24 protein-coding genes and 1 pseudogene are annotated in these 23,269 nt (G+C 40.9%); 4 read left to right on the forward strand and 21 right to left on the reverse strand.

Features of this window, described 5'->3' with window-relative positions:
• Positions 1 to 7: 7 nt before the first annotated feature.
• The 7 genes and pseudogenes from D8836_RS01730 to parE form a co-directional block, all read right to left on the reverse strand.
• A pseudogene (locus tag D8836_RS01730) lies at positions 8 to 564 on the reverse strand (GTP pyrophosphokinase).
• A 29-nt stretch (positions 565 to 593) separates the two neighbouring features.
• On the reverse strand, positions 594 to 1,421 hold the full coding sequence (locus D8836_RS01735) for an aminoglycoside 6-adenylyltransferase (protein WP_125392954.1): 828 nt from the start codon (positions 1,419 to 1,421) through the stop codon (positions 594 to 596).
• A gap of 64 nt (positions 1,422 to 1,485) precedes the next feature.
• Positions 1,486 to 2,088, reverse strand: coding sequence for a protein adenylyltransferase Fic (gene fic, locus D8836_RS01740; protein ID WP_125392955.1), 603 nt, complete (start codon positions 2,086 to 2,088; stop codon positions 1,486 to 1,488).
• 12 nt (positions 2,089 to 2,100) lie between these two features.
• On the reverse strand, positions 2,101 to 2,442 hold the full coding sequence (locus D8836_RS01745; protein ID WP_125392956.1) for a hypothetical protein: 342 nt from the start codon (positions 2,440 to 2,442) through the stop codon (positions 2,101 to 2,103).
• A gap of 149 nt (positions 2,443 to 2,591) precedes the next feature.
• Complete coding sequence (locus D8836_RS11325; RefSeq protein WP_125392957.1) at positions 2,592 to 3,713, reverse strand: restriction endonuclease subunit S; 1,122 nt, start codon at positions 3,711 to 3,713, stop codon at positions 2,592 to 2,594.
• Between the two features lie 17 nt (positions 3,714 to 3,730).
• Positions 3,731 to 5,758: an HsdM family class I SAM-dependent methyltransferase gene (locus D8836_RS01755; RefSeq protein ID WP_125392958.1), complete on the reverse strand. Its 2,028-nt coding sequence runs from the start codon at positions 5,756 to 5,758 to the stop codon at positions 3,731 to 3,733.
• A 14-nt stretch (positions 5,759 to 5,772) separates the two neighbouring features.
• Positions 5,773 to 7,716, reverse strand: coding sequence for a DNA topoisomerase IV subunit B (parE, locus tag D8836_RS01760; protein WP_125392959.1), 1,944 nt, complete (start codon positions 7,714 to 7,716; stop codon positions 5,773 to 5,775).
• Positions 7,717 to 7,851: 135 nt separating this feature from the next.
• Here parE and plsY point away from each other — a divergent pair, with 135 nt between their 5' ends.
• On the forward strand, positions 7,852 to 8,493 hold the full coding sequence (gene plsY, locus D8836_RS01765; RefSeq protein WP_125392960.1) for a glycerol-3-phosphate 1-O-acyltransferase PlsY: 642 nt from the start codon (positions 7,852 to 7,854) through the stop codon (positions 8,491 to 8,493).
• 37 nt (positions 8,494 to 8,530) lie between these two features.
• On the opposite strand, the gene D8836_RS01770 is transcribed toward plsY, so the two are convergent.
• The 9 genes from D8836_RS01770 to D8836_RS01810 form a co-directional block, all read right to left on the reverse strand.
• Positions 8,531 to 9,487, reverse strand: a complete 957-nt coding sequence (locus D8836_RS01770) for an ABC transporter permease (RefSeq protein ID WP_125392961.1) — start codon at positions 9,485 to 9,487, stop codon at positions 8,531 to 8,533.
• Between the two features lie 2 nt (positions 9,488 to 9,489).
• A complete protein-coding gene (locus tag D8836_RS01775) occupies positions 9,490 to 10,548 on the reverse strand; it encodes an ABC transporter permease (RefSeq protein WP_125392962.1) in 1,059 nt (352 codons plus the stop codon).
• On the reverse strand, positions 10,541 to 12,076 hold the full coding sequence (locus D8836_RS01780; RefSeq protein ID WP_125392963.1) for an ABC transporter ATP-binding protein: 1,536 nt from the start codon (positions 12,074 to 12,076) through the stop codon (positions 10,541 to 10,543). The genes D8836_RS01775 and D8836_RS01780 overlap by 8 nt, the downstream gene beginning before the upstream one ends.
• A 142-nt stretch (positions 12,077 to 12,218) precedes the next feature.
• Entirely contained in the window at positions 12,219 to 13,271 is a 1,053-nt protein-coding gene (locus D8836_RS01785; RefSeq protein WP_045606266.1) for a BMP family lipoprotein, read from the reverse strand.
• An 89-nt stretch (positions 13,272 to 13,360) separates the two neighbouring features.
• Positions 13,361 to 13,750, reverse strand: a complete 390-nt coding sequence (locus D8836_RS01790; protein WP_045606265.1) for a cytidine deaminase — start codon at positions 13,748 to 13,750, stop codon at positions 13,361 to 13,363.
• Positions 13,737 to 14,399, reverse strand: a complete 663-nt coding sequence (deoC, locus tag D8836_RS01795) for a deoxyribose-phosphate aldolase (protein ID WP_125392964.1) — start codon at positions 14,397 to 14,399, stop codon at positions 13,737 to 13,739. Before deoC ends, D8836_RS01790 begins: the two co-directional genes overlap by 14 nt.
• A gap of 19 nt (positions 14,400 to 14,418) precedes the next feature.
• A complete protein-coding gene (locus D8836_RS01800) occupies positions 14,419 to 15,696 on the reverse strand; it encodes a pyrimidine-nucleoside phosphorylase (protein WP_125392965.1) in 1,278 nt (425 codons plus the stop codon).
• Positions 15,693 to 16,283 (reverse strand): class I SAM-dependent methyltransferase, encoded by a 591-nt coding sequence (locus tag D8836_RS01805; protein ID WP_125392966.1) that lies wholly within the window; start codon positions 16,281 to 16,283, stop codon positions 15,693 to 15,695. The genes D8836_RS01800 and D8836_RS01805 overlap by 4 nt, the downstream gene beginning before the upstream one ends.
• A gap of 207 nt (positions 16,284 to 16,490) precedes the next feature.
• On the reverse strand, positions 16,491 to 16,898 hold the full coding sequence (locus D8836_RS01810) for a hypothetical protein (RefSeq protein ID WP_125392967.1): 408 nt from the start codon (positions 16,896 to 16,898) through the stop codon (positions 16,491 to 16,493).
• Positions 16,899 to 17,098: 200 nt separating this feature from the next.
• Here D8836_RS01810 and coaA point away from each other — a divergent pair, with 200 nt between their 5' ends.
• The 3 genes from coaA (at position 17,099) to D8836_RS01825 (ending at position 18,888) form a co-directional block, all read left to right on the forward strand.
• Entirely contained in the window at positions 17,099 to 18,019 is a 921-nt protein-coding gene (coaA, locus tag D8836_RS01815; protein ID WP_125392968.1) for a type I pantothenate kinase, read from the forward strand.
• Positions 18,020 to 18,086: 67 nt separating this feature from the next.
• Positions 18,087 to 18,323, forward strand: a complete 237-nt coding sequence (gene rpsT, locus D8836_RS01820) for a 30S ribosomal protein S20 (protein WP_001274000.1) — start codon at positions 18,087 to 18,089, stop codon at positions 18,321 to 18,323.
• A gap of 52 nt (positions 18,324 to 18,375) precedes the next feature.
• Positions 18,376 to 18,888 carry a DNA topology modulation protein gene (locus D8836_RS01825; RefSeq protein ID WP_125392969.1) on the forward strand — a complete coding sequence of 171 codons (513 nt, stop codon included), beginning with the start codon at positions 18,376 to 18,378 and terminating at the stop codon, positions 18,886 to 18,888.
• Positions 18,889 to 18,981: 93 nt separating this feature from the next.
• Here the strand turns inward: D8836_RS01825 and deoD are convergent, their stop codons facing one another.
• From deoD to D8836_RS01850, 5 genes are all read right to left on the reverse strand, one after another.
• On the reverse strand, positions 18,982 to 19,692 hold the full coding sequence (deoD, locus tag D8836_RS01830) for a purine-nucleoside phosphorylase (protein ID WP_125392970.1): 711 nt from the start codon (positions 19,690 to 19,692) through the stop codon (positions 18,982 to 18,984).
• A gap of 194 nt (positions 19,693 to 19,886) precedes the next feature.
• Positions 19,887 to 20,597, reverse strand: coding sequence for a type 1 glutamine amidotransferase (locus tag D8836_RS01835; protein ID WP_000862846.1), 711 nt, complete (start codon positions 20,595 to 20,597; stop codon positions 19,887 to 19,889).
• Between the two features lie 92 nt (positions 20,598 to 20,689).
• Positions 20,690 to 21,499 carry a purine-nucleoside phosphorylase gene (locus D8836_RS01840; protein ID WP_125392971.1) on the reverse strand — a complete coding sequence of 270 codons (810 nt, stop codon included), beginning with the start codon at positions 21,497 to 21,499 and terminating at the stop codon, positions 20,690 to 20,692.
• Positions 21,496 to 22,056: a DUF1697 domain-containing protein gene (locus D8836_RS01845; protein ID WP_125392972.1), complete on the reverse strand. Its 561-nt coding sequence runs from the start codon at positions 22,054 to 22,056 to the stop codon at positions 21,496 to 21,498. The genes D8836_RS01840 and D8836_RS01845 overlap by 4 nt, the downstream gene beginning before the upstream one ends.
• Before the next feature lies 1 nt (position 22,057).
• Positions 22,058 to 23,269, reverse strand: a complete 1,212-nt coding sequence (locus tag D8836_RS01850) for a phosphopentomutase (protein WP_125392973.1) — start codon at positions 23,267 to 23,269, stop codon at positions 22,058 to 22,060.

Here is a 23,269-nt window from a genome sequence, read left to right on the forward strand (position 1 = left end):
ACTATTTTCATCCCACAAATCCTCGTTTATACTTGATATGACTGGCGATATTGCTATCTACATCTTTCCTATCCCAAAGTTGGAGTTCCCATGGATAGTAAAAATTACTTTTATTTTTAAAATAGATATGAATACCGACATAGCCATCTTTATCACGTAAATACCAGTTTTTTAGTCCGTACATCTCTTGCCAATCATCTAATTTCTCCATGACTTGAGCTATCTCTTTGGAACTTAAAATCATACGAGCACCAAAAATATCATTAAGAATTGAATTCACAGGATAGCCCTCTTGACGCTCTGAAAAACGTGTAATTTTATCTAAGACTCAGAAGTCTTGACACGATAAACATAGGCAATATTTTGGACATCCGCTTTCATCAGATAGTCATTAATTGACTCATGTAAATTCAGACGGTATGACAAAATCGCTTTCGTCGGAACTTTTGAAAAGGTATGCTTGAGATTGATTTTTTCCACCTTACCCGTTTCAAAATAATCTTTAGAATATTCTATATGAATACGATTAATCTCTGTAATGAGGCGTTCCACTTTTTCAATCATGAGTCTTCTCCTCTCGCTTTTTCATTTTTCTAGTTATTACCAAACTTCTTCACTCTTTCCTCAGCATACTCAATCATCTTCTCAGTCACTTCTTTATCGTAGTCAAAGCCCATTTTTTGAGCAAGGGATTGAGCTTCTTGGTGGAAAAATTTCATCGTAGCAAACAAAGACTGAGTAAGTTTCTCTACACTTGAAAAATCAAGCAGATTCGAGAATTCCTTCTTTTGCTCAGCAGGTAAATAGTTGAAGAGATACTTGTAGTTCTTGCCGATATCGACTTTCCCCCTATCACTTGCTACCAGCCAAGCTAAAATTTTCAGGAGTTCTTGTTGACAAATACCATAGAGATGGTCAGTGGCATAGATGACTTGTTTGCGACAAATCCCTTTAACCACGTAAGATGACACCCACCAAAATTCATTGCAGGAATTTTTAAAATCTGTCTCACTAGCTGGGCTTGTCCAGTAACGCTCTAAATTGGGAGAATAGGGTTCAAATAAATGTTCTGGGTCTTCCAAAACAGTGAATCCTGCCTCGCTGTTCACCCACTCTTGAATGTGTTCTTTTGGGCAAAGAGTCAAATCAATGCGGTTACCATCCTCAAAGAGCATGAGATAAAGATGTCGCTGGTCAAGTAGGACATGCTGTTCAATCAGGCGTTTACCAAACTGCCCCAACCAAGAAAGGTCACTCGTCAAATTATCTAAATCGTCCACGACATAGACCACATCATAGTCTTGAAATTCATCTTTTGGAGCCTTTGGATTTGCCCGTGAACCAGACATGGCGACAGCTTTGACTTGTAAAGTTTTGGCAGTCTGTAAAATCAAATCTAGCATTTCTGTTTCATCTCTCATGTCAGCACCTTCTCGTTTTATAGGTTACCAAGCGTCTGCTTCTTCTTACTGGATAGTTTTTATATTATAATTCCCTTGTCTGATAAAGACTGTATCCTTCGTAGTGGTATGAAGCATCCACTCCCTTAAAGAAACTGGTCTGACTGAGGTCATCCGTCAAGTTATTGAGAAGTAAATACTTGAGTTCTCCAGTCGATACTGCACTACGCTTCATGGCATTCAGGTATTCATCCTTATCAATGGCGTTCCAATCTACCACCTTACCCAGCTTTTCACGAAGCATACAATCTAGCCAAATCCGCATTGCGCGTCCATTCCCCTCACGGAAAGGATGGGCAATATTCATATCCGCATACTTATCAACCACTTGATCAAAATTGTCATGAGGAAGTTTGTCAATATACTGTAAGGATTGCTCTAAAAAAATACGGGGGGCAAATTGAAAGTTATCCTTTGGAATATTAACATCACGGATTTTTCCAGCGAAATCATAGATACCGGAAAAGAGATAATGGTGAATAGCGGACAGCCCTAAAAATGTACCAACTTCCATCTTGAACAAGTCTCCTGTCTGAAAGAGCAGGGCGGCTTGTTTTTTTGTCAGTTTTTCTTCTGCATCTGCCAGATGGGCTGAGTTTGTAATGCCTAGTTTATTTTCCAATACCATAATTTCCCCTTATTAACGCCATTTTGTATAGAAAAGAGGGTGTCCTTTAGCAATATGTTCTTTCAGTTCATCTGGCAACTTAAACTCTACAATGTCTGTAGTAACCCTTGGTAAGTAAGCAAAATCTCCGTTGAGTCCGCTAAAATAGAAACCATTTTCCTTAGCCTCTTTGTCCAATGAAAATATCACTTTTGGAATAAAATACTCATAATCCGGCTCTCTATTAGAAATCATATTTCTTACATCCAAAATAGATGTTTTCGCATCCAACACATCAAGTACTTTCCCATACTCTGCATGACTTATTTTGAACAATCTAATCTTTGCCGCTCCTTTAGGTTTCTTATTCACCATTCACTAGATACTCCTTCTTACTTTTTTCAATGTAAACTTTTTGTAAGTTGTAAATAAACAGCTGTTATCAAAACTCAACTTGTCCTTTTTAAGGAAAAGCTGCCTAAAAGTCAGGACAGCTACTCCCTAAAAAGGACAGATATACTGAACTATCTTGCTACTACTTCCTTAGTCGCAGCAATTTTTTTGTCAGCCCAGATGACTAAATCCTTGATAACTAATTTCTCCACTGCTCGAACAAAGTCAGACATAAATGTATAGTCGATTTGATTATTTTTGATAGGAAGCTTAACATCTGTCTCTTTTAATACTTTTTCATTAAAAGAGCTACTTCCCCAACTAAATGTAGAGAAACTCTTTCTTAATGAAGTAATTAAATAAAGAGCTTTATACCTATCCAATTCTACTTCTTTAGTGCGCAATACCTTAATTTTATCTCCTGTGAAATAGGGTTCTTTTTGATAAAACATCGTTGCCGTATCTTGACCAAAACTAATTGTGTTGGCAGGATTGAGAAATTCTTCACTCTCTGTAATATAACCTCGAATCCCATTGTTACTATCTCCACGAGCTACATAAGGAAACTTTCCTCCAAACTCAATCATATTTGCATTGAATTTCTTTTTACTACTGGATAAGTTAAAGACCTGAGAAAGTTGGAATACCTCCAACTCCTCTACTCTACTCTTAGTATCGGAAAGTTTTGCAAACTTGTCAAGTACTTTTTCATCATTTTTTGTAAGATGATAATCCCTAAGATTTGTTACAGTTAGATAAGACTCGAGCGTCTCGATGCGTTCAGACTCGAGCGCTTTGATGTAGCTTTCCATGTATGAAAATGCTAATTTGTTATTGAGAGTTGGAAGTTTAACTAGGAGGTCATGAGATTTAGAAGAGCGTAGCTTATTTCCAAAATCAAATTTACCAACTAAAGATTTTTGAATTGAAGATGCTAAAAATAACATGGAGTGTTCACTATACTCTTCGTCATTCCAGTAGACACCCACATCATCTGATGCGCTAAATTCATAATTTCGATAAAAAACATTTCCAAAAATATCAATAGTCAGAGAATTTTTTGGAAAAATAGTCATCTTATTCCCAATATGTCTAACGACACCCGTATTAGTCACTCCTGCCATCACAAATGGTAAAAGGCCATCTATCTGATCTGCTTTCGTTAGACGGGAACCCTGAACAATATTACCAAATAAATCTCCTATCCGATACTCTCTCCACTCGCCCCCATTTGCTTCAAATTCCTCTTCCAATTTTTGAAGGCGAGGGCTTAGGCTTTTTTTGAGCTATCTTCCCCCTTGTTTTTCAGGAGTTGTTCCACTTCCCAAGCTAAGTAGTCAGCAACAGTCTTTTTAAAATCGTTCAAGGTTGGTTTTGTATCAATGATCTGGTGCTGTTCGAAATTCCAATCATTACCCTTGTCAGTGATAAAGTCCTCAATAAAGATAGCATCTAAATCCCAAAGTTCTTTACTCACTTCCGCTCTCTTTCCAGCCTTATAAATTTTAATCACATCTTGGTAACGCTGGATAGGATTATCAACCTCTGAAATACCTCGCTTAGCACGTTTAAAACCGTCATTTCTAAAGTCAATAAATTTAACCGTCTGGTCGTAATCATGTGCCTCATGAGCCTTAAAAATATAGATAGAAGTCTGGACACCTGCCATGGGAACAAAAAGGTCAACGGGCATTTTGATAGAGGCAAGTAGGGTATGCTTTTTCAAAATAGCTTTAGCTGTCTTTGTTGCCTTACCAGAACCAGCACTATCTTGAATGATAATGGCACCTAGGCCACCACGCTCCATCTTATCCAAACCATAAGCTATAAAAGGAAGACCATTTTCTTCATAAGAGAAAGGTGGATTCAGCAAAACACGATTAGCTTTAAAATCCGTAAATAGACTCTCAGGACGATTAAAGGCTGAACCTTTTTCAATTCGACTAGACCCATCTCCACGAAGAATCATATTGGTTGTCGCTAAGGTATACATCTCTGCATTAAGTTCTATTCCTAGCAAGTTATCTTTCTTGAGCTTCGCAATCTCCTCGTTAGCTCGAGAAGTCCCCTTCCCAAAACTGATATTTGCATGATCTATCATCAACTCCATCGCTGAAATGAGGAAACCAGCCGAACCAGTCGCCAAATCCATAACCTTGCTCTCACTTGTTATCCCCAGAATTTGCGCCATCATTTTGGTAACATAAGGAGGGGTCAGGACAATACCAATTTCTTTTCCATCTCCCAAAGCGTACTTGAGAAACTCAGAGTACATTTCCCCCATAATATCGATATGTCCACCCAAACCATCAATGGACTTGAAAATATTCTCATAGATAAAAGTGAAGATTTGCTTGGTAACAGAAGTTTCCTTTTGAGGGAGAAGTTGTGCTACTTCTTTGTCATTGGTGATCAACTCGTCACGCTGGCTATCTTTGGAAATTTCTCCAAAAGAAGCCAACATGAGAGTTTTCTTATCTTCATTGATTTCACGTTCATCTAGGAAAGCCTTGATTTGATCAACAACTTTCTTACCATCACGCTTGGTTTCAGACTGTACACCCTTTAAATCATCAGGTATTAAGCCCTCATCAACCTTGTTGCCTTTGCAATCTACGATATCCTGCATAGATAATAGCATACCAGACACATAAAGCACCCGTTGAGGAGCTGTGATATTATGGTTGTGCATCAATTTATTGAGCTTTTTAGCATAGCCTTGCAAGGTCGCTTGACTATCAATCAGAATTTGGTGTTTTTCTTCTTCGCTCAAGACAGCATCTTTGTAGAAAGTCTCAAAGGTAGACTCATTTTCCAAAAAATCAAAAGTCGTAACCTTTGATAACTCTTTATAGGCATTAGGAGCAGAACCAAAGACATAATAAACTTTGATAGTCACATTTTCTTCATTATCACCTGCAACACCAACTGCGACGGCTTCATGATATTTACCACTATCAATAACTGCCCTCGCATAATGCAAAGCCCCATTCACTGCAAAATCACTAATTGATTTATCATCAAACTTAATACCGTCCTTTGTTTGAGCAACTAGCTTAGATAATTTGAGTTTGTTTTCAATCAAGATAGGAACTTGTTTGTATTTTTCAATATGAAAATCTGGTTTTCCAAAATTAGTCTTAGTTTGCGTCTTAGCCGCTCCCTTAAGCGCCTCTTTGAGATAAGCACTCATAGCAGATTCTTCATTGTAATCCTGCAATTTTTTCAAACCAAGATTTTCAAACTGCTTTTTCGCATAGTCATTCACATCCGACTCTAATTTCCAGTTTACTAACATATTATTTTCTTTCATTAAAACACAGTCGCTTCTTCTAGCGTAAACTTGACATTGTCTTCAATCCACTTACGTCGTGGTTCGACCTTATCTCCCATGAGGACATTGACACGGCGTTCGGCGCGTGCTAGGTCTTCGATGGTGACACGGATAAGGGTACGCGTTTCTGGGTTCATAGTTGTTTCCCAGAGCTGGTCCGCATTCATCTCACCAAGACCTTTGTAGCGTTGGAGGGTGGCTCCTTTGCCGAATTGTTTGCGGAGTTCTTCAAGTTCTCCGTCTGTCCATGCGTAGGCCACTTCTTCTTTCTTGCCTTTACCTTTTGACATCTTGTAAAGAGGCGGGAGGGCGATATAAACATGTCCTGCCTCGACAAGAGGACGCATATAGCGATAAAAGAAGGTTAAGAGAAGTGTTTGAATGTGGGCACCGTCTGTATCCGCATCGGTCATGATAATGATCTTGTCATAGTTGGCATCTTCAAGGGAGAAGTCTGCTCCTACACCAGCACCTATGGTATAAATCATGGTGTTAATTTCTTCATTTTTGAGGATATCCGCCATCTTGGCCTTGGCTGTATTGATAACCTTACCACGTAGAGGCAAGATAGCCTGGAACTTGCGGTCACGGCCTTGTTTGGCAGAACCTCCAGCAGAATCTCCCTCGACTAGATAGAGTTCATTCTTAGCTGGATTCTTAGACTGGGCTGGGGTCAATTTCCCAGACAGCAAGCCCTTGTCTTTTTTATTTTTCTTCCCATTTCGGCTCTCATCACGCGCCTTACGTGCCGCTTCACGAGCGTCACGGGCCTTGATAGCCTTGCGGATGAGATTGGAAGCCAGTTCCCCATTTTCCATGAGGAAGAAGGTCAACTTATCCGCCACTATTCCATCCACAACTGGACGAGCTAGAGGACTACCAAGTTTGTCCTTGGTCTGACCCTCAAACTGGAGGTGTTCTTCAGGAACCAAGATAGAAAGAACGGCCGCTAGTCCCTCACGATAGTCTGAACCTTCAAGGTTTTTATCTTTTTCCTTGAGAAGCCCCGTCTTACGCGCGTAGTCGTTCATAACCTTGGTAATAGCGGACTTGAGTCCTGTCTCATGCGTTCCACCATCCTTGGTACGAACGTTATTGACAAAGGATAGAATGTTATCTGAAAATCCGTCATTGTACTGGAGGGCTACTTCCACTTGGAAACCATTATCTTCCCCTTCAAAGTAAAGAACCGGCGTCAAGGTTTCCTTGTCTTCGTTCAGATAAGAAACAAAGTCTTGTACCCCATTCTCATAGTGGAATTCAATCGCTTCGTCTGTTCGTTTATCAGTCAGAGACAAGGTCACATTTTTCAAGAGAAAGGCTGATTCATTGAGGCGCTCTGAGATAGTATTGTACTTGAAGTCTGTAGTAGAGAAGATGGTCGCATCAGGCATAAAAGTAACCTTGGTACCTGTTTTAGACTTGGGTGCTGTACCAATTTTCTTCAGAGTCGTGACAGGTTTTCCACCATTTTCAAAACGTTGCTTGTAAATTGCACCATCACGGGTAATTTCAACTTCCAGCCAACTTGAAAGAGCGTTAACAACGGAAGAACCCACCCCATGGAGACCACCAGATGTCTTGTAGCCCCCCTGACCGAATTTCCCTCCGGCGTGAAGGATGGTAAAGATAACCTCAACTGTTGGAATCCCCGTAGCGTGCATTCCAGTCGGCATCCCACGACCATGGTCTTGAACCGTTAAACTGCCATCTTTATTGATGGTCACATCAATACGGTCGCCAAATCCAGATAAGGCCTCATCGACAGCATTGTCGACGATTTCCCAGACTAGGTGGTGAAGACCAGCACCATCGGTCGATCCGATATACATCCCTGGACGTTTTCGGACCGCATCCAACCCTTCTAGCACCTGAATGGCATCATCATTATAATTGTTAATATTGATTTCCTTTTTTGACACAAGGAACCTCCTATTCGTTCATCTTTACTATTCTACAGGTTTTCCAAGGATTTTGCAAAATTTTTCTTTCTCCGGTGTAACAATTTCAGTAGAGATTCTCTGCCTTTCTTTCCCAATTCATGATATAATAGGAGTATGATTACAATAGTTTTATTAATCCTAGCTTATCTGCTGGGTTCGATTCCGTCTGGTCTCTGGATTGGACAAGTATTCTTTCAAATCAATCTGCGCGAGCATGGTTCTGGTAACACTGGAACGACCAATACCTTCCGCATTTTAGGCAAGAAAGCTGGTATGGCAACCTTTGTGATTGACTTTTTCAAAGGAACCCTAGCAACACTGCTTCCGATTATGTTTCATCTTCAAGGAGTTTCGCCTCTCATCTTTGGACTTTTGGCTGTCATTGGACATACCTTCCCTATCTTTGCAGGATTTAAGGGAGGCAAGGCTGTCGCAACCAGTGCTGGAGTGGTTTTCGGATTTGCACCTGTCTTCTGTCTCTACCTTGCAGTTGTTTTCTTTGGAACCCTCTATCTTGGTAGTATGATTTCACTATCTAGTGTCACAGCATCTGTCGCGGCTGTCATCGGAGTTCTACTCTTTCCACTTTTTGGTTTTATCCTGAGCAACTATGATCCTCTATTCATCGCTATTATCCTAGCACTTGCTAGTTTGATTATCATTCGTCATAAGGACAACATCGCTCGTATCAAAAATAAAACTGAAAATCTTGTCCCTTGGGGATTGAACCTAAGCAACCAACATCCTAAAAAATAAAACGCCAGTTCATTCTGAACTGACGTTTTTTGTATGCTTATTTTGATTTGATATAGTTGATACCATCTGCTTTTGGTGCAACTGCTTTTCCAAAGAAGGCTGCCAAGACTAGAATTGTCAAAACATAAGGTGCGATTTGAAGATAAACCGCAGGCACTCCTTGTAGGAATGGCAATTGAGAGCCGATAACAGCCAAACTTTGTGAAAGTCCAAAGAAGAGACTAGAAAGCATGGCTCCGATTGGATTCCATTTTCCGAAGATCATCGCAGCAAGGGCGATAAATCCAGGTCCAACAATAGTTGTCACTGAGAAGTTAACTGATATGGATTGAGCATAAATAGCTCCACCAATTCCACCTAGGAAACCTGAAATGATAACCCCTAAATATCTCATTTTGTAGACATTGATTCCCAAAGTGTCCGCTGCTTGAGGGTGTTCACCGACGGAGCGGAGACGAAGACCAAAGCGAGTCTTAAAGAGAATAAACCAAGCAAGGAATGAGAAGACAATCGCGATATAACCTAGCAGACTTGTTGACTTGAAGAATATATCACCGATAACTGGGATATTTGCCAAGACTGGGAAGTCAAAGCGTCCAAAAGTTTGACTTAGGTTGTCGGTTTGTCCTTTGTTATAAAGAACTTTAACCAAGAAAACAGCCAAGGCTGGCGCCATCAAGTTCAATACCGTACCGCTGACAACATGGTCTGCACGGAAATGAACCGTCGCTGCTGCGTGGATGATAGAAAAGATTCCTCCTACCAATCCTGCTACAAGCAAGGATAGCCATGGAGTTGCTGCTCCAAATTGTTCTGCAAATTCAAGGTTAAAGACAACTCCAGAAAAGGCACCCATAACCATAATTCCTTCAAGGCCGACGTTTACCACACCACCACGTTCAGAGAAAACACCACCGATACTTGTAAAGATGAGGGGTGCTGAGTAAATCAGCATAGAAGACACCAAGAGGGTGAGCAAGGTTGTAATAGACATCTTTACTTACCTCCTTTAACTTGTTTTTTCGGTTTGACAAAGCGTTCGATAAGGTAATGAACACTGACAAAGAAGATAATAGACGCTGTTACAATGCTGACAAGCTCAGACGGTACCTGCGCCGCATTCATACCTGGGGCTCCAACTTGGAGAACACCAAACAGGAAGGCTGCAAAGAGAATACCAATTGGTGAGTTTGCTGCAAGTAGACTAACTGCCATCCCGTTAAACCCGACAGCTAATGATGCCCCTTGAACATAGACGTTCTGGAAGGTTCCAAGTCCTTCAACAGCTCCACCAAGACCTGCCAAGGCACCTGAAATAATCATAGATAGGATAATAGTCCGTTTGGCAGAAATACCAGCATATTCTGAAGCATGTGGATTAAGACCAACTGCACGGATTTCAAAACCAAGGGTTGTTTTCTTGAGCATGAACCAAATAACTGCAACGGCAATGATGGCAAAGAAAATACCAATATTCATCCGCGAATTACCAGTCAACTCAGCTAACCAAGGGGTCTGGTAGGTTGCATTAGCCCCAACACGAATGGTCGAATCTGTACTTTGCATGAAATCTTTAGGGAAAGAATGGATAAAGGCATTTCCTACATACAAGACAATGTAGTTCATCATGATGGTTACGATAACCTCTGACGTCCCTAGATAAGCCCTAAGAATACCTGGAATCGCTCCGACAATCCCACCAGCAATCAAAGCAATCACGATAGTCGCTAAAATCATCAAGGGACGCGGCATATCTGGATGCGACAGGGCAAACCAACCACTGAGAATCCAACCTGCCAAAGCCTGACCAGGAAGCCCGACGTTAAAGAAACCTGCACGACTGGCAACAGCAAAACCAAGACCAATCAAGACCAAAGGCCCCATAGCACGGAAGATTTCTCCAATCCCACGCAGGCTACCAAAGGCTGTATAGAACAATTCTTCGTAGCCCCAAATAGCATCATAACCGAAGATCCACATGACAATGGCTCCAAGTAAAATTCCTAGGAAGACAGAAATCAAGGGAACCGAAATTTGTTGTAATTTTTTAGACATCACTCTTCTCCTTTCCCAAGTTTCCACCAGCCATCAAGACACCAAGTTCTTGTTTATTGGTTGTTTCTGGTGATACAATACCTTGAATCTTACCATCGTGGATAACGGCAATACGGTCTGAGACGTTTAAAATCTCATCCAATTCAAAGCTGACAACAAGAACAGCCTTACCATTATCACGCTCTTCAATCAAGCGTTTGTGGATATATTCAATGGCACCGACATCCAAACCACGAGTTGGCTGGCTGACGATAAGGAGATCAGGATCTCGATCAATTTCACGAGCAATAATTGCTTTTTGTTGATTTCCTCCTGAGAGTGCAGCTGCAGGAACAAATTCACTGGCAGCACGAACATCAAATTCTTCCATTAACTTTTTAGCATAAGAAGTGATATTCGCATAGTTCAAAATTCCATTTTTACTATGTGGTTCTTTGTAGTAGGTTTGAAGGGCAATATTTTCAGAGATCATCATTTCCAAAATCAAGCCATCACGGTGACGGTCTTCTGTAACGTGCCCAACACTTAGTTCTGTAATTTGTCGTGGGTGCAAGCCTACAATTGAATCTCCTTTTAGCTCAATGCTACCAGATTCAACCTTGCGAAGACCTGTGATGGCTTGAATCAGTTCAGACTGACCATTTCCATCAATCCCCGCAATACCAACAATCTCTCCCGCTCGAACATCCAAGGACAGATTTTTCACAGCTGGGACACCGCGGTTTTCATTGACCACCAAATCTTTGATTGACAAGACTACTTCTTTTGGTTGAGAGGCTTGTTTCTCTGTTTTAAAGGAAACAGAACGTCCTACCATCATTTCTGCCAAATCAGCATTAGTAGCCCCTGCAATTTCTACAGTTTCAATTGATTTCCCACGACGGATAACTGTAACGCGGTCAGAAACTGCGCGAATCTCGTCCAACTTGTGGGTAATCAAGATAATTGATTTTCCTTCTTTGACAAGATTTTTCATAATAGCCATCAACTCATCAATTTCTGATGGAGTCAAGACAGCCGTTGGTTCATCAAAGATCAGGATATCAGCCCCCCGATAAAGGGTTTTTAAAATTTCTACACGTTGTTGGGCCCCAACTGAGATGTCTGCTACCTTGGCAGAAGGGTCAACAGCTAAGCCATAACGTTCAGAAAGAGCCTTGATTTCTTTGCTAGCTCCAGCGATATCTAGCACACCATTTTTAGTCAATTCACTACCTAAAATGATGTTTTCAGCCACTGTGAAGGCTTCTACCAACATAAAGTGCTGGTGAACCATTCCGATTCCCAAGCTAGCTGCTTTAGATGGTGAGTCGAGGTTGACAACTTGACCGTTGACCGCGATTTCACCACTAGTTGGTTCAAGAAGGCCTGCTAACATGTTCATTAGCGTGGACTTTCCAGCCCCATTTTCTCCTAAAAGTGCATGAATTTCACCTTTTCGTAGGTGCAGGTTGATTTTGTCGTTGGCAACAAATTCACCAAACACCTTGGTAATATCACGCATCTCAATGACATTTTCGTGTGCCATGTGCTCTTCCTTTCAGAGTCTTATTTTATTTCAATAAAACTTGCTAGTTTGTCTAGTAGCAAGCTTTACTGAGACAAAATGACTTTGTCTCAACTCTTAAAAAGCGGCCGATGGCCGCTTCCTAAGAAATAACTTCCATCCATTATTTTGCAGGAACTTTTACGCTTCCATCAAGGATTTTAGCTTTAGCATCTTCAACAGCTTTTTTACCTTCTTCTGAAAGGTTTGTTGTTACCAAGTCAACCCCTTTATCTTTCAATGAGTAAACGATCACTTGACCGCCAGGGAATTCACCTTTTTCTGCCTTGTTAGAAATATCTTTTACAGTTGTACCAACTTGTTTCAAAGTAGATACAAGAACGAAGTTTGATTCTTTACCATCTTTAGAAGTGTATTTACCTTCTGCTTCTTGGTCACGGTCAACACCGATAACCCAAACTTTTTCATTTTCAGGACGGCTTTCGTTGAGTGATTTTGCTTCTGCAAAGACACCAGCACCTGTACCACCAGCTACTTGGTAAACAATATCTGCACCGGCTGCGTATTGTGCGGCTGCAATTGTTTTACCTTTAGCAGCATCACCAAATGAACCAGCATAGTCAACTTGGACTTTGATAGATGGGTCTACTGACGCAACACCAGCCTTGAATCCTGCTTCAAAACGAGAGATAACTTCTGACTCCTGCCCACCTACAAAACCAACTTGTTTTGTTTTAGTTGTTTTTGCTGCAGCTACACCTGCAAGGTAACCTGACTCATTATCAGCGAAAGTTACGCTCGCAACATTCTTTTGATCTTTAATCACATCATCAATCAAGACATAGTTCAAGTCAGAATGTTCTTTAGCTGCTTCTTCAACCGCATTGTGAAGGGCAAAACCAACACCGAAGATTAGGTTGTAACTTCCAGCCGCTTGTTGCAAGTTGTTAGCGTAGTCAGCTTCACTTGTTGATTGGAAGTAAGTGAAACCGTTATCTTTTGAAAGATTGTGTTCTTTACCCCAAGCCTGCAAACCTTCCCAAGCTGATTGGTTGAATGATTTGTCATCAACACCACCAGTATCAGTGACGATTGCTGCTTTTGTCTTCACATCAGAAGATGAATCTGCCTTACGAGAAGAGCGGTTACCACATGCAGCAAGTCCAACTGCTGCCACTGCTACTAGGCCAAGACCTAGCCATTGTTTCTTGTTCATTACTGAACCTCCTAAATAAGATGTGCAACGATGTTGCAAGTATGGATTGGTTGGCCACAAGGACCGTGCCACTCAGAGAGCGACTCAGACTAGTTTAAGTCCGTAAAAGAGTATGGAAGTAATTCCCCGACCGTCATCTCGACCGTCGATTTATCTTTTGCGACTAAAGTCACTTTTAGATCTTGTTCAAAAAATTCAGCCATCACTTGGCGACAAGCACCACATGGTGAAATTGGTTTTTCAGTCTGACCATAGACAATCAATTCTGAAAACTCTCTTTGTCCTTCGGACACTGCTTTAAAAATCGCTGTACGTTCTCCACAGTTGGTCAAAGAATAACTAGCATTCTCAATATTGACACCTGTATAAGTGCTACCATCTTTTGCCACTAAAACAGCTCCGACTGGAAAATGAGAATAGGGCACATAGGCATTCTTACTGCTTTCAATTGCTAGTTCAATCAACTCAGTAGTCGCCATCTGCCAGTTCTCCTTTTAAAATGGCTACCCCAGCTGACGTTCCGATACGGGTCGCCCCTGCTTCCACAAAGGAAAGAGCATCTGCATAAGAACGAGCTCCACCAGCAGCCTTGACTCCCATATCAGGTCCAACAGTTTCACGCATTAATGTAACATCTTCTACCGTAGCACCACCAGTTGAAAAGCCAGTTGAAGTTTTCACGAAGTCAGCTCCCGCTTTTTGGGCCAATTGGCAAGCCACAACTTTTTCTTGGTCTGTAAGAAGGCAAGCTTCAATAATGACTTTCACTAACTTGTCACCACTTGCTTCCACTACTGCGCGAATATCTGACTCAACCAAGGATAAATTACCTGATTTGAGAGCCCCAACATTGATCACCATATCAATCTCATCTGCACCATTCTGGATAACTTCTTTTGTTTCAAATGCTTTCACAGCTGAAGTTGTTGCTCCCAAAGGGAAACCTACTACTGTGCAGACCTTGACATCTGTACCTTCAAGCCCTTTTTTGGCATGTTCAACCCAGGTCGGATTAACGCAAACACTGGCAAAATCATACTCTCTAGCTTCAGACAACAAACAATCAATTTGATTTTCTGTTGCATCTTGTTTCAAAAGCGTATGATCGATATATTTATTTAATTTCATATTCGGATTCTCCTGCGGTTTATGAGATAATTTCTATAATTTCTCGTAAACTTTGCACCCTATCATTTATTTTAACATATTTTTGAAAATCTGTAACTAGCTGAGGAGAAATTTTTCCATTTGTGTATACTTTTGCAACAATTTCTCCCTGTTGAACGGAATCTCCAACTTTCTTTTCAAAAACAATTCCTGTTTCATAGTCCAAGGCATCAGATTTGACTGCACGGCCTGCCCCCAGCCTCATGGCATAGAGACCAAATTCCATTGCTGGAAGAGCTGAAATGACACCCGTTTCCTGAGCAGGGATTTCCACCACATGGGCTACATTTACAGGACGATAGAGGTCTTCCAAGTCTCCACCTTGGGCTTGGACCATCTCCTCAAACTTAGTAAGCGCTTGACCATTTTCAAGATGTTGGCGAACTTCTTCAACTGTTTTATTTACATTTGCCAGGCCAAGCATAATTTGAGCCAATTCACAGATGAAGTGGGTAATATCCTGACGGCCTTGCCCTTGTAAAATCTCCAGTGCTTCAAGGATTTCAACGCGATTTCCAATAGCACGTCCCAAGGGCTGACTCATATCCGTAATGACTGCTACCGTCTTTCGACCAACTGCCTTACCAAGTTCCACCATAGTTTGAGCCAGTTCACGCGCCTCATCAACCGTCTTCATGAAGGCCCCCTCACCGACAGTCACGTCTAGCAAAATAGCATCCGCCCCTGCCGCAATTTTCTTGCTCATCACCGAACTCGCAATCAAAGGAATCGTGTCGACAGTTGCGGTTACATCACGGAGGGCGTAGAGAAGCTTATCTGCTTTGACCAGCTGGTCTGATTGCCCAATGACAGATACACCAATGTCCTGTACCTGACGAATAAAATCCTCTTGACTACGTTCTACTTGATAACCCTTAATGGACTCCAACTTATCAATTGTTCCGCCAGTATGGCCGAGACCACGACCACTCATTTTTGCCACAGGAACACCAAAGCTTGCAACAAGAGGAGCTAAAATCAAAGTCACCTTGTCACCAACACCCCCAGTAGAATGCTTGTCAACCTTAACCCCATCAATAGCGGATAAATCAAACTCTTGGCCTGTCTGAACCATTCTCATGGTCAAATCAGATATTTCTCGAGTCGTCATTCCTTTGAAATAGACAGCCATAGCAAAGGCAGACATCTGATAATCAGGAACAGTTCCTGACACATAGCCTTCTACCAGCCATTCAATTTCACTCGAAGTCAGTTCTTGACCGTCTCGTTTCTTTTGGATTAAATCAACTGCTCTCATTCTTTCACACTTCTAAGGATATAGTATCCCTTATCTTTTTTTAAGATTTCGCAATTGCCAAACACCTCTTCCATCTTGGATTTAGCACTTGGGGCCCCTTGTTTTTTCTGGATAACGATTGTTAAATCCCCACCAGTTTCCAAAAAATCTTTACTTTCCTCAATGATTTCATGAACCACTTGCTTGCCCGCACGGATAGGAGGATTGGAAATGACATGGTCAAATTTCCCTTCAACTTGTTCATAGATGTTAGACTGGAAAATCGTCGCTGCCACTTTATTTCGTTCAGCATTTTGTCGCGCCAAATCCAAGGCACGATTATTGATGTCGACCATGGTCGCCTGAACTCCATAAGCTTTAGCTAAAGACAAGCCCAAAGGTCCGTAACCACAGCCTACATCAAGGACAGTTTCTCCTTGGTTGACCTCAAGACACTTGAGCAAGAGTTGACTTCCAAAGTCAACCATTTTCTTGCTAAAAACACCCGCATCTGTCAAAAAGGTCATTTTTTCTCCCAACAAGTCCACTCTCAACTCATGAATATCGTGAGCAGCGTCAGGATTTTCTGCATAATACATTTTACTCATGAAACTATTTTACCATAAATTGACTTAAATTGTAAATCGTTTACAAATTGATCATAAAACGAAAAAGACTGAAGAAAGCTAGTAAGTAAAACCTTTTCTTCAATCTCTTTCAATTATTGGAAACGAATGACAAGCCATTGGGAGCTATAAGGTATCACAGTCAAGATAAAACAACAAATTTATTGTCTATAATCAAGCGCATTTTTATTACGATTGCTTAACCTTCAGATATTTAATTATCAACAAAATTCCCAACAAGATGTTTAGATAAAAGCCCAACTGATACGTTTTTGTCAGGATTTCCCAACTTGTCCAAAGTCGTACCAAATCTTCTAGCGACATGCGGAAGAAATAACCCTCTGTAGCAATCCATAGAACTAAAAAGAAATAACTACCAGCAGCAAGCCATTTCGTCCACCGTTTTTTTAGTAGACAAGCAATCAAGAGCGAACAGATAAAGATAGCTGTTACAATAGCATGTTCCATCAAAAAAGTAAAACCGTAATAGATTTCCACAAAGCGTCTACCATTATCCGCATTCGCCCCTTTTATAAAAGGTAGTGCAAAACTTAAAATAAAACAAAGTTCCAATATGTAACGTTTTAAGATTTTCATAGTACACCTCCTATAAGTTATAACCCTCAAAGCCTCCCTTATTAGCTTATAAGTCAGGATAAACCAGCTCCTACTTCATCAATAAATTGGTCAACCTCTATCTACCTCTATTATACGATATTGGCTTACTATCATCAAGAAACCGCTTTATTTTTTTAGCTTTTTATGGTATGATAAACAAAATATCTAGGGGAAAACAAATGACCAACGAATTTTTACATTTTGAAAAAATCAGCCGCCAGACTTGGCAATCTTTACATCGAAAGACAACACCTCCTTTGACAGAAGAGGAATTAGAATCCATCAAGAGTTTTAATGACCAGATTAGCTTGCAGGATGTTACCGATGTCTATCTCCCCCTAGCCCATCTCATCCAGATTTACAAGCGTACCAAGGATGATTTGGCCTTTTCAAAAGGTATTTTCCTTCAACGTGAAAGCAAATCCCAGCCTTTTATCATTGGGGTTTCTGGGAGTGTTGCCGTTGGAAAATCCACAACCAGTCGCCTACTTCAAATCCTACTGTCCCGTACACTTACAGATGCTACGGTTGAGTTGGTAACAACTGACGGCTTTCTCTATCCCAACCAGACCTTGATTGAACAAGGGATTTTAAATCGCAAGGGATTTCCTGAAAGCTATGATATGGAAGCTCTTCTCAACTTCCTGGATCACATCAAAAATGGACAAGATGTAGATATTCCTGTCTATTCTCATGAAGTCTACGACATCGTACCCGAGGAAAAGCAAAGCGTCAAAGCTGCTGATTTTGTCATTGTTGAGGGAATAAATGTCTTTCAAAATCCACAAAACGAGCGTCTCTACATTACTGACTTCTTTGACTTTTCCATCTATGTTGATGCTGCAGTCGATGACATCGAGAGTTGGTATCTGGACCGTTTCTTGAAAATGCTGAGCCTAGCCCAAAACGACCCTAATAGCTACTATTATCGTTTTACACAAATGCCGATTGGGGAAGTGGAATCCTTTGCCCATCAGGTCTGGACCAGTATCAATCTCACAAATCTACAAAATTATATTGAACCAACTAGAAATCGTGCAGAAGTGATTCTTCATAAAACAAAGAACCATGAAATCGATGAAATTTACTTAAAAAAATAATTTTCCCTTGTCAAAACGTAAGTTTTCAGATATAATGGTATAGTTAGTAAATATGGAGGTAAGAACATTGGCAAACATTAAATCAGCTATCAAACGCGCTGAATTGAACGTTAAACAAAACGAAAAGAACTCAGCTCAAAAATCAGCTATGCGTACTGCTATCAAAGCTTTCGAAGCAAACCCATCTGAAGAACTTTTCCGTGCTGCTAGCTCAGCTATCGATAAAGCAGAAACTAAAGGTTTGATTCACAAAAACAAAGCAAGCCGCGACAAAGCTCGTCTTTCAGCTAAACTTGCTAAATAAGAAACAGTCCATAGAGGCTGTTTTTTTGTCTCCAAATTGGAAAAGGTAGAAAATGAAAATCGCAATTATCGGATATTCTGGTGCTGGTAAGTCAACTCTAGCAGAAAAATTATCTAACTACTACTCCATCCCAAAACTTCACATGGACACACTCCAATTTCAACCCGGTTGGCAAGACAGTGACCGTGAATGGATGTTGGATGAGATGAAAAAATTTCTCACCAAGCATGAAGCTTGGGTCATCGATGGGAATTATTCTTGGTGTTATTACGAAGAAAGAATGCAGGATGCTGACCAAATCATCTTTCTTAATTTTTCGCCATTGACCTGTCTCTTTCGAGCCTTTAAACGATACCTCAAATACCGAGGCAAGGTCAGAGAAAGTATGGCAGTTGGTTGTCAAGAACAGTTTAATTGGGAGTTTATTCGATGGATTCTCTGGGATGGCCGAACAAATAATGCTAAGGAAAGATACCAAAAATTAAGTGATACCTACCCTGAAAAGATGCATATTCTCCATTCTCAAGCAGAGATTGATTATTTCTTGCAATCTCTTAAAAAATAGACGATAGAGCAACATTCATTTAGGTCACAGTATGGACTGAATGACTAAAAAAGGAAGATTTTCATCCAGAAAATCTTCCTTTTGTGTTCCCTTTTATTCAGCAATTAAGGTTTCTAGACCAACCTTCATCATATCGGTGAAGGTGTTTTGACGTTCCTCTGCAGTTGTATCCTCATCCGGATTGACCAAGCTGTCAGAAATGGTCATAATGGCAAGAGCATCGACATGGTGTTGGGCAGCAAGATAGTAAAGAGCTGCTGCTTCCATTTCCACGGCTTTCACACCCCATTTACCAAGCTCAATGTTCTTTTCAAAGTAGTTTGAATAGAAAACATCTGATGACAAGACGTTACCAACGTGGGTCGTCATACCAAGTTCTTTGGCAATATGGTAGGCCTTATCTAGCAAATCAAAACTAGCGATTTGTGGAAAATCGTACTGTGGCCAGTCATTACGAACGATGTTTGAGTTAGTTGCAGCTGCCTGCGCCAAAACCAATTCACGAACATGGACAGCTTCATTCAAAGAACCCGCAGTTCCCACACGGATTAATTTTTTCACACCGTAGTCAACAATCAACTCACGCGCATAAATCGAAATGGATGGCATTCCCATCCCAGTTCCCATAACAGATACACGGTGACCCTTGTAAGTACCAGTGTAACCAAACATGTTACGCACTTCGTTAAAACAAACAGCATCTTCAAGGAAATTCTCCGCAATAAACTTAGCACGAAGAGGATCTCCAGGAAGAAGAATTTTATCAGCAATTTCACCCTGCTGAGCAGCAATATGGATAGACATAATTTATGATACAAAGAGCGAGAAGAAAACGACTGAAAATTAGGAATCTGACGAGAAATCCTGATTTCTCAGGCAGATTATCTATTTTCCCAGTTTTCCGCTCGAGTTCAAATCAGAACACACGCTCTGCCTTTCTTATTTTTGATATTTTGTAAAAACTAGCACAAATTAAAATATCTAGTTTTTCTGTAATTCTAATTTGTAAGCGAATCTAAAAAATTATGCAATTTTGCATTCATTTCAGAATAATCGTTACCACGCAATTCTTCAGGTGATTGAACAAAAGATAATGTTTGATGTTGTTCTATCAATCGTTCTTCACTATCCGCAGCAACCAATAAATCAATCGCTTCTAAATCAAACTCTAAATGCACTTGAAAAGCATAATGTTTAGGGCTAAAGCGAACAATCTGTCGCGGACAACCTTGACTGGTAGCAAGGATTACCGCTTCGTCTGTCAATCCCGGCATATCACCATGCCAGTGACCAACTAAAAGCTCGCTACCAAAATGTTTGAGATGTTTATCTGCTAGTCCTTGACTAGTCATCCTAATAGGGAATACACCTATTTCTCTTTCAGGACTGTGCTCATATTGCCCCCCATAAGCAACAGAAAGTAGTTGCGCCCCTAAGCATACACCTACAATATACTTATCTTCTTCTATTGCTTGTCGAATGAGTCTAATTTCTTCTTTTGGATGATAATAAGGGAAATGTTCTTTATCTTCATCAGGAGATTGAGGGCCTCCCATAATGATAAGAAAATCAATATCAGAAACTGTTTGGGGTAAAGCTTCTTCCTTATAAACCTTTGTTATTCCAATGTCATGACCTCTTGATTGAGCCCAAGTTAGATAAGCACCTGGAATTTCAAAACTCTCATGTAGTATAAAATGCACTTTCATTTCTATAGTTTACCTTTCTAAGTGTTTAGAAAAGTTTTCCACTCGTGTTCAAATCAGAACCCCTTACTCTACCTTTCTATGATAAGTATTAATTACAATTCAGCAAGAATCGCTTTCAGCAAACCTTTGAAGTCACCTTTGACACGTTCAGTTACTTCTACAACTTCTTCGTGGTTGAGTTCTTCTTGGAAACCAGCCGCAAAGTTAGTAATACATGAAATTCCTAGAACTTTCAAGCCCGAGTGGGCTGCAACGATCACTTCAGGAACAGTAGACATACCAACTGCATCTGCTCCCAATGTCTTATAGGCACGAATTTCTGCTGGTGTTTCATAAGTCGGACCGGTTACACCGATATAGACACCTTCATCAAGCTTGATACCAAGTTTTTTAGCCACTTCATGGGCAGTAGCACGGTATTCTGGTGTGTATGCTTTAGACATATCAGGGAAACGTGGACCAAAATCATCCAAGTTTTCACCCATCAATGGGTTCTGCCCCGTCATATTGATATGGTCTGAGATAGCCATCAAGGTACCAGGACCAAATCCAATCCCTCCAGCTGCATTGGTTACAATGACACCTTCACATCCGAGAACTTTCATCACACGAACTGGGAAAGTCACAACTTCCAGAGGATTGCCCTCGTAGAAATGGAAACGACCTTGAAGAGCCAAGACCTTGCGTCCTGCAAGTTCACCATATACCAATTTACCAGCGTGACCGACTACTGTCGAACGGCCCCAGTTTGGAATCTCAGCATAGTCTACTACAACTGGATTTTCGATTTCTTCTGCCAATTCTCCAAGTCCTGACCCAAGGATTAGACCGAACTCAGGCGTTTGAATTCCCTTTTCCTTCAGGAAAGCAGCTGTTTCATTGATTTTATCTAAAAATGTCATTGTGTGTCTCCTTTATTAGTTTTTAGCATTTGACCGATTTTGTCAAAGGTTTTGGCATTGCGAATGGTAATATTGCGATAGAAAGGCATCTTGAGCAAGTACTTGTGATAGGCAGTCTTAGAGTAGGATTCTTCAGAGAATTTCCCCCAGAAAATCCCAAGTTTACCAAAATGAAGAACTTCATCTTCCAGTTTCAAACTGCCTACTTTCTCTATGACTTGGTCCACATCTAAACCCTCCGTGTAGAAGAGGACATCTTTTCGTGCCAAGTCTTCGTTCCACCAAGCTGGTAGATTCTCCACTTCTGCTTCATAGTCTTCTTGACTCAGTAAAGAAAAGCTCTGAATAAATGGATAATAGACTTCAAAGAAAGCCTCTAACTTTTCAATCAATTGGGATTTTGAGTCTGTCGAAGTAAAGAAGATATTGCCACTGTTGATGTAGGTTCTAACCTTTTCCAGCCCTAGCTCTGTCAATTCTTGACGAAGCTCCGCCATGACGACCTTATTCTTGCCACCAACATTGATACCTCTCACCAGCAAAGCATAGCGCGTCATCTTATACCAATTTATCTAAGAAACTTTCCCCAATCATGGCAGTTTCCACACCAAAGTTATCGGCAACAGTCGCTGAGATATCTGCAAAATGTCCGACTGGAATAACACCATTTCCTTTAAAGTCAGGGCTGTAGGCCAACAATGGAATATATTCACGAGTGTGGTCTGTTCCTGCGTAAGTTGGGTCATTTCCATGGTCCGCAGTAATCAAGAGAAGGTCATCCTCTCTCATGGCTGCGATAATTTCAGGTAAGCGTTCATCAAACTCATGCAAGCAATCACGGTAACCGTGAGCATTACGACGGTGGCCGTAAAGGGCATCAAAGTCAACCAAGTTTGTGAAGGAGAATCCTTTTTCAAACTCAGCAAGTCCCATAGTCTTCAATAGTGTATCAATTCCGTGGCTGTTGGACTTGTTGTGTCCCATGTCATGGTTGATACCAGCACCGTTAAAGATATCGTTGATTTTACCAACAGCGTAAGTATCGATACCAGCATCATTCAATTTATCCAAAACAGTTGGTGCAAATGGAGAAACGGCCAAGTCACGACGGTTAGCTGTACGAGTGAAGTTGCCTGGTTCACCCACATAAGGGCGAGCAATGATACGACCTAGAAGGGCAGGACGCTCAAGGGTAATTGAACGAGCGTATTCACAGATACGGTATAATTCATCCAAAGGAATAATATCTTCGTGGGCAGCAATCTGCAAAACAGGGTCAGCTGAGGTATAGATAATCAACTCTCCAGTTTCCATCTGACGAGGTCCGAAATCATCGATAACAGCTGTACCTGAGTAAGGTTTGTTGGCCTCACGAATGACCTTGCGCCCTGAAAATTCTTCGATTTTTGTCAGAATTTCCTCTGGGAATCCGTTCCAGAAAGTATCGAAGGGCTCAGTAATGTTGAGTCCCATGATTTCCCAGTGTCCAGTCATAGTATCCTTACCAAGGGATACTTCTTCCAATTTTGTTGCATATCCTGTTGGATTGCTTTCAGCTGGAACAGTCTTCAGAGGAGTTTCGCGAGGAATATTTCCTAGACCGATTTTAGCCATGTTTGGCACATTCAAACCAACTGTTTTTGAAATGTGTCCCAGTGTGTCCGAAGCTCCGTCTGGAACCCCTGCATTGACAAAGTTATTGGCATCTGGTGCAGCACCGATTCCCACAGAATCCAGTACCACCAAGTGAATACGATTAAATTTTGACAT

It is taken from the genome of Streptococcus mitis, assembly GCF_003942995.1.
In the GTDB taxonomy this organism is placed as follows: Bacteria; Bacillota; Bacilli; order Lactobacillales; family Streptococcaceae; genus Streptococcus; species Streptococcus mitis_CV.

Excerpts from the sequence above, each read along its gene's own strand:
- coaA (WP_125392968.1), top strand. The coding sequence starts at position 17,099 with ATGACCAACGAATTTTTACATTTTGAAAAAATCAGCCGCCAGACTTGG.
- D8836_RS01805 (WP_125392966.1), bottom strand. The coding sequence starts at position 16,283 with ATGAGTAAAATGTATTATGCAGAAAATCCTGACGCTGCTCACGATATT.
- D8836_RS01810 (WP_125392967.1), bottom strand. The coding sequence starts at position 16,898 with ATGAAAATCTTAAAACGTTACATATTGGAACTTTGTTTTATTTTAAGT.
- D8836_RS01835 (WP_000862846.1), bottom strand. The coding sequence starts at position 20,597 with ATGAAAGTGCATTTTATACTACATGAGAGTTTTGAAATTCCAGGTGCT.
- fic (WP_125392955.1), bottom strand. The coding sequence starts at position 2,088 with ATGGTATTGGAAAATAAACTAGGCATTACAAACTCAGCCCATCTGGCA.
- D8836_RS01850 (WP_125392973.1), bottom strand. The coding sequence starts at position 23,269 with ATGTCAAAATTTAATCGTATTCACTTGGTGGTACTGGATTCTGTGGGA.
- D8836_RS01775 (WP_125392962.1), bottom strand. The coding sequence starts at position 10,548 with ATGTCTAAAAAATTACAACAAATTTCGGTTCCCTTGATTTCTGTCTTC.
- D8836_RS01845 (WP_125392972.1), bottom strand. The coding sequence starts at position 22,056 with ATGACGCGCTATGCTTTGCTGGTGAGAGGTATCAATGTTGGTGGCAAG.
- D8836_RS01745 (WP_125392956.1), bottom strand. The coding sequence starts at position 2,442 with ATGGTGAATAAGAAACCTAAAGGAGCGGCAAAGATTAGATTGTTCAAA.
- deoD (WP_125392970.1), bottom strand. The coding sequence starts at position 19,692 with ATGTCTATCCATATTGCTGCTCAGCAGGGTGAAATTGCTGATAAAATT.
- deoC (WP_125392964.1), bottom strand. The coding sequence starts at position 14,399 with ATGAAATTAAATAAATATATCGATCATACGCTTTTGAAACAAGATGCA.
- D8836_RS01800 (WP_125392965.1), bottom strand. The coding sequence starts at position 15,696 with ATGAGAGCAGTTGATTTAATCCAAAAGAAACGAGACGGTCAAGAACTG.
- D8836_RS01790 (WP_045606265.1), bottom strand. The coding sequence starts at position 13,750 with ATGGCGACTACTGAGTTGATTGAACTAGCAATTGAAAGCAGTAAGAAT.
- D8836_RS01755 (WP_125392958.1), bottom strand. The coding sequence starts at position 5,758 with ATGTTAGTAAACTGGAAATTAGAGTCGGATGTGAATGACTATGCGAAA.
- D8836_RS01780 (WP_125392963.1), bottom strand. The coding sequence starts at position 12,076 with ATGGCACACGAAAATGTCATTGAGATGCGTGATATTACCAAGGTGTTT.
- D8836_RS01825 (WP_125392969.1), top strand. The coding sequence starts at position 18,376 with ATGAAAATCGCAATTATCGGATATTCTGGTGCTGGTAAGTCAACTCTA.
- D8836_RS01735 (WP_125392954.1), bottom strand. The coding sequence starts at position 1,421 with ATGAGAGATGAAACAGAAATGCTAGATTTGATTTTACAGACTGCCAAA.
- D8836_RS01785 (WP_045606266.1), bottom strand. The coding sequence starts at position 13,271 with ATGAACAAGAAACAATGGCTAGGTCTTGGCCTAGTAGCAGTGGCAGCA.
- D8836_RS01770 (WP_125392961.1), bottom strand. The coding sequence starts at position 9,487 with ATGTCTATTACAACCTTGCTCACCCTCTTGGTGTCTTCTATGCTGATT.
- plsY (WP_125392960.1), top strand. The coding sequence starts at position 7,852 with ATGATTACAATAGTTTTATTAATCCTAGCTTATCTGCTGGGTTCGATT.
- D8836_RS01840 (WP_125392971.1), bottom strand. The coding sequence starts at position 21,499 with ATGACATTTTTAGATAAAATCAATGAAACAGCTGCTTTCCTGAAGGAA.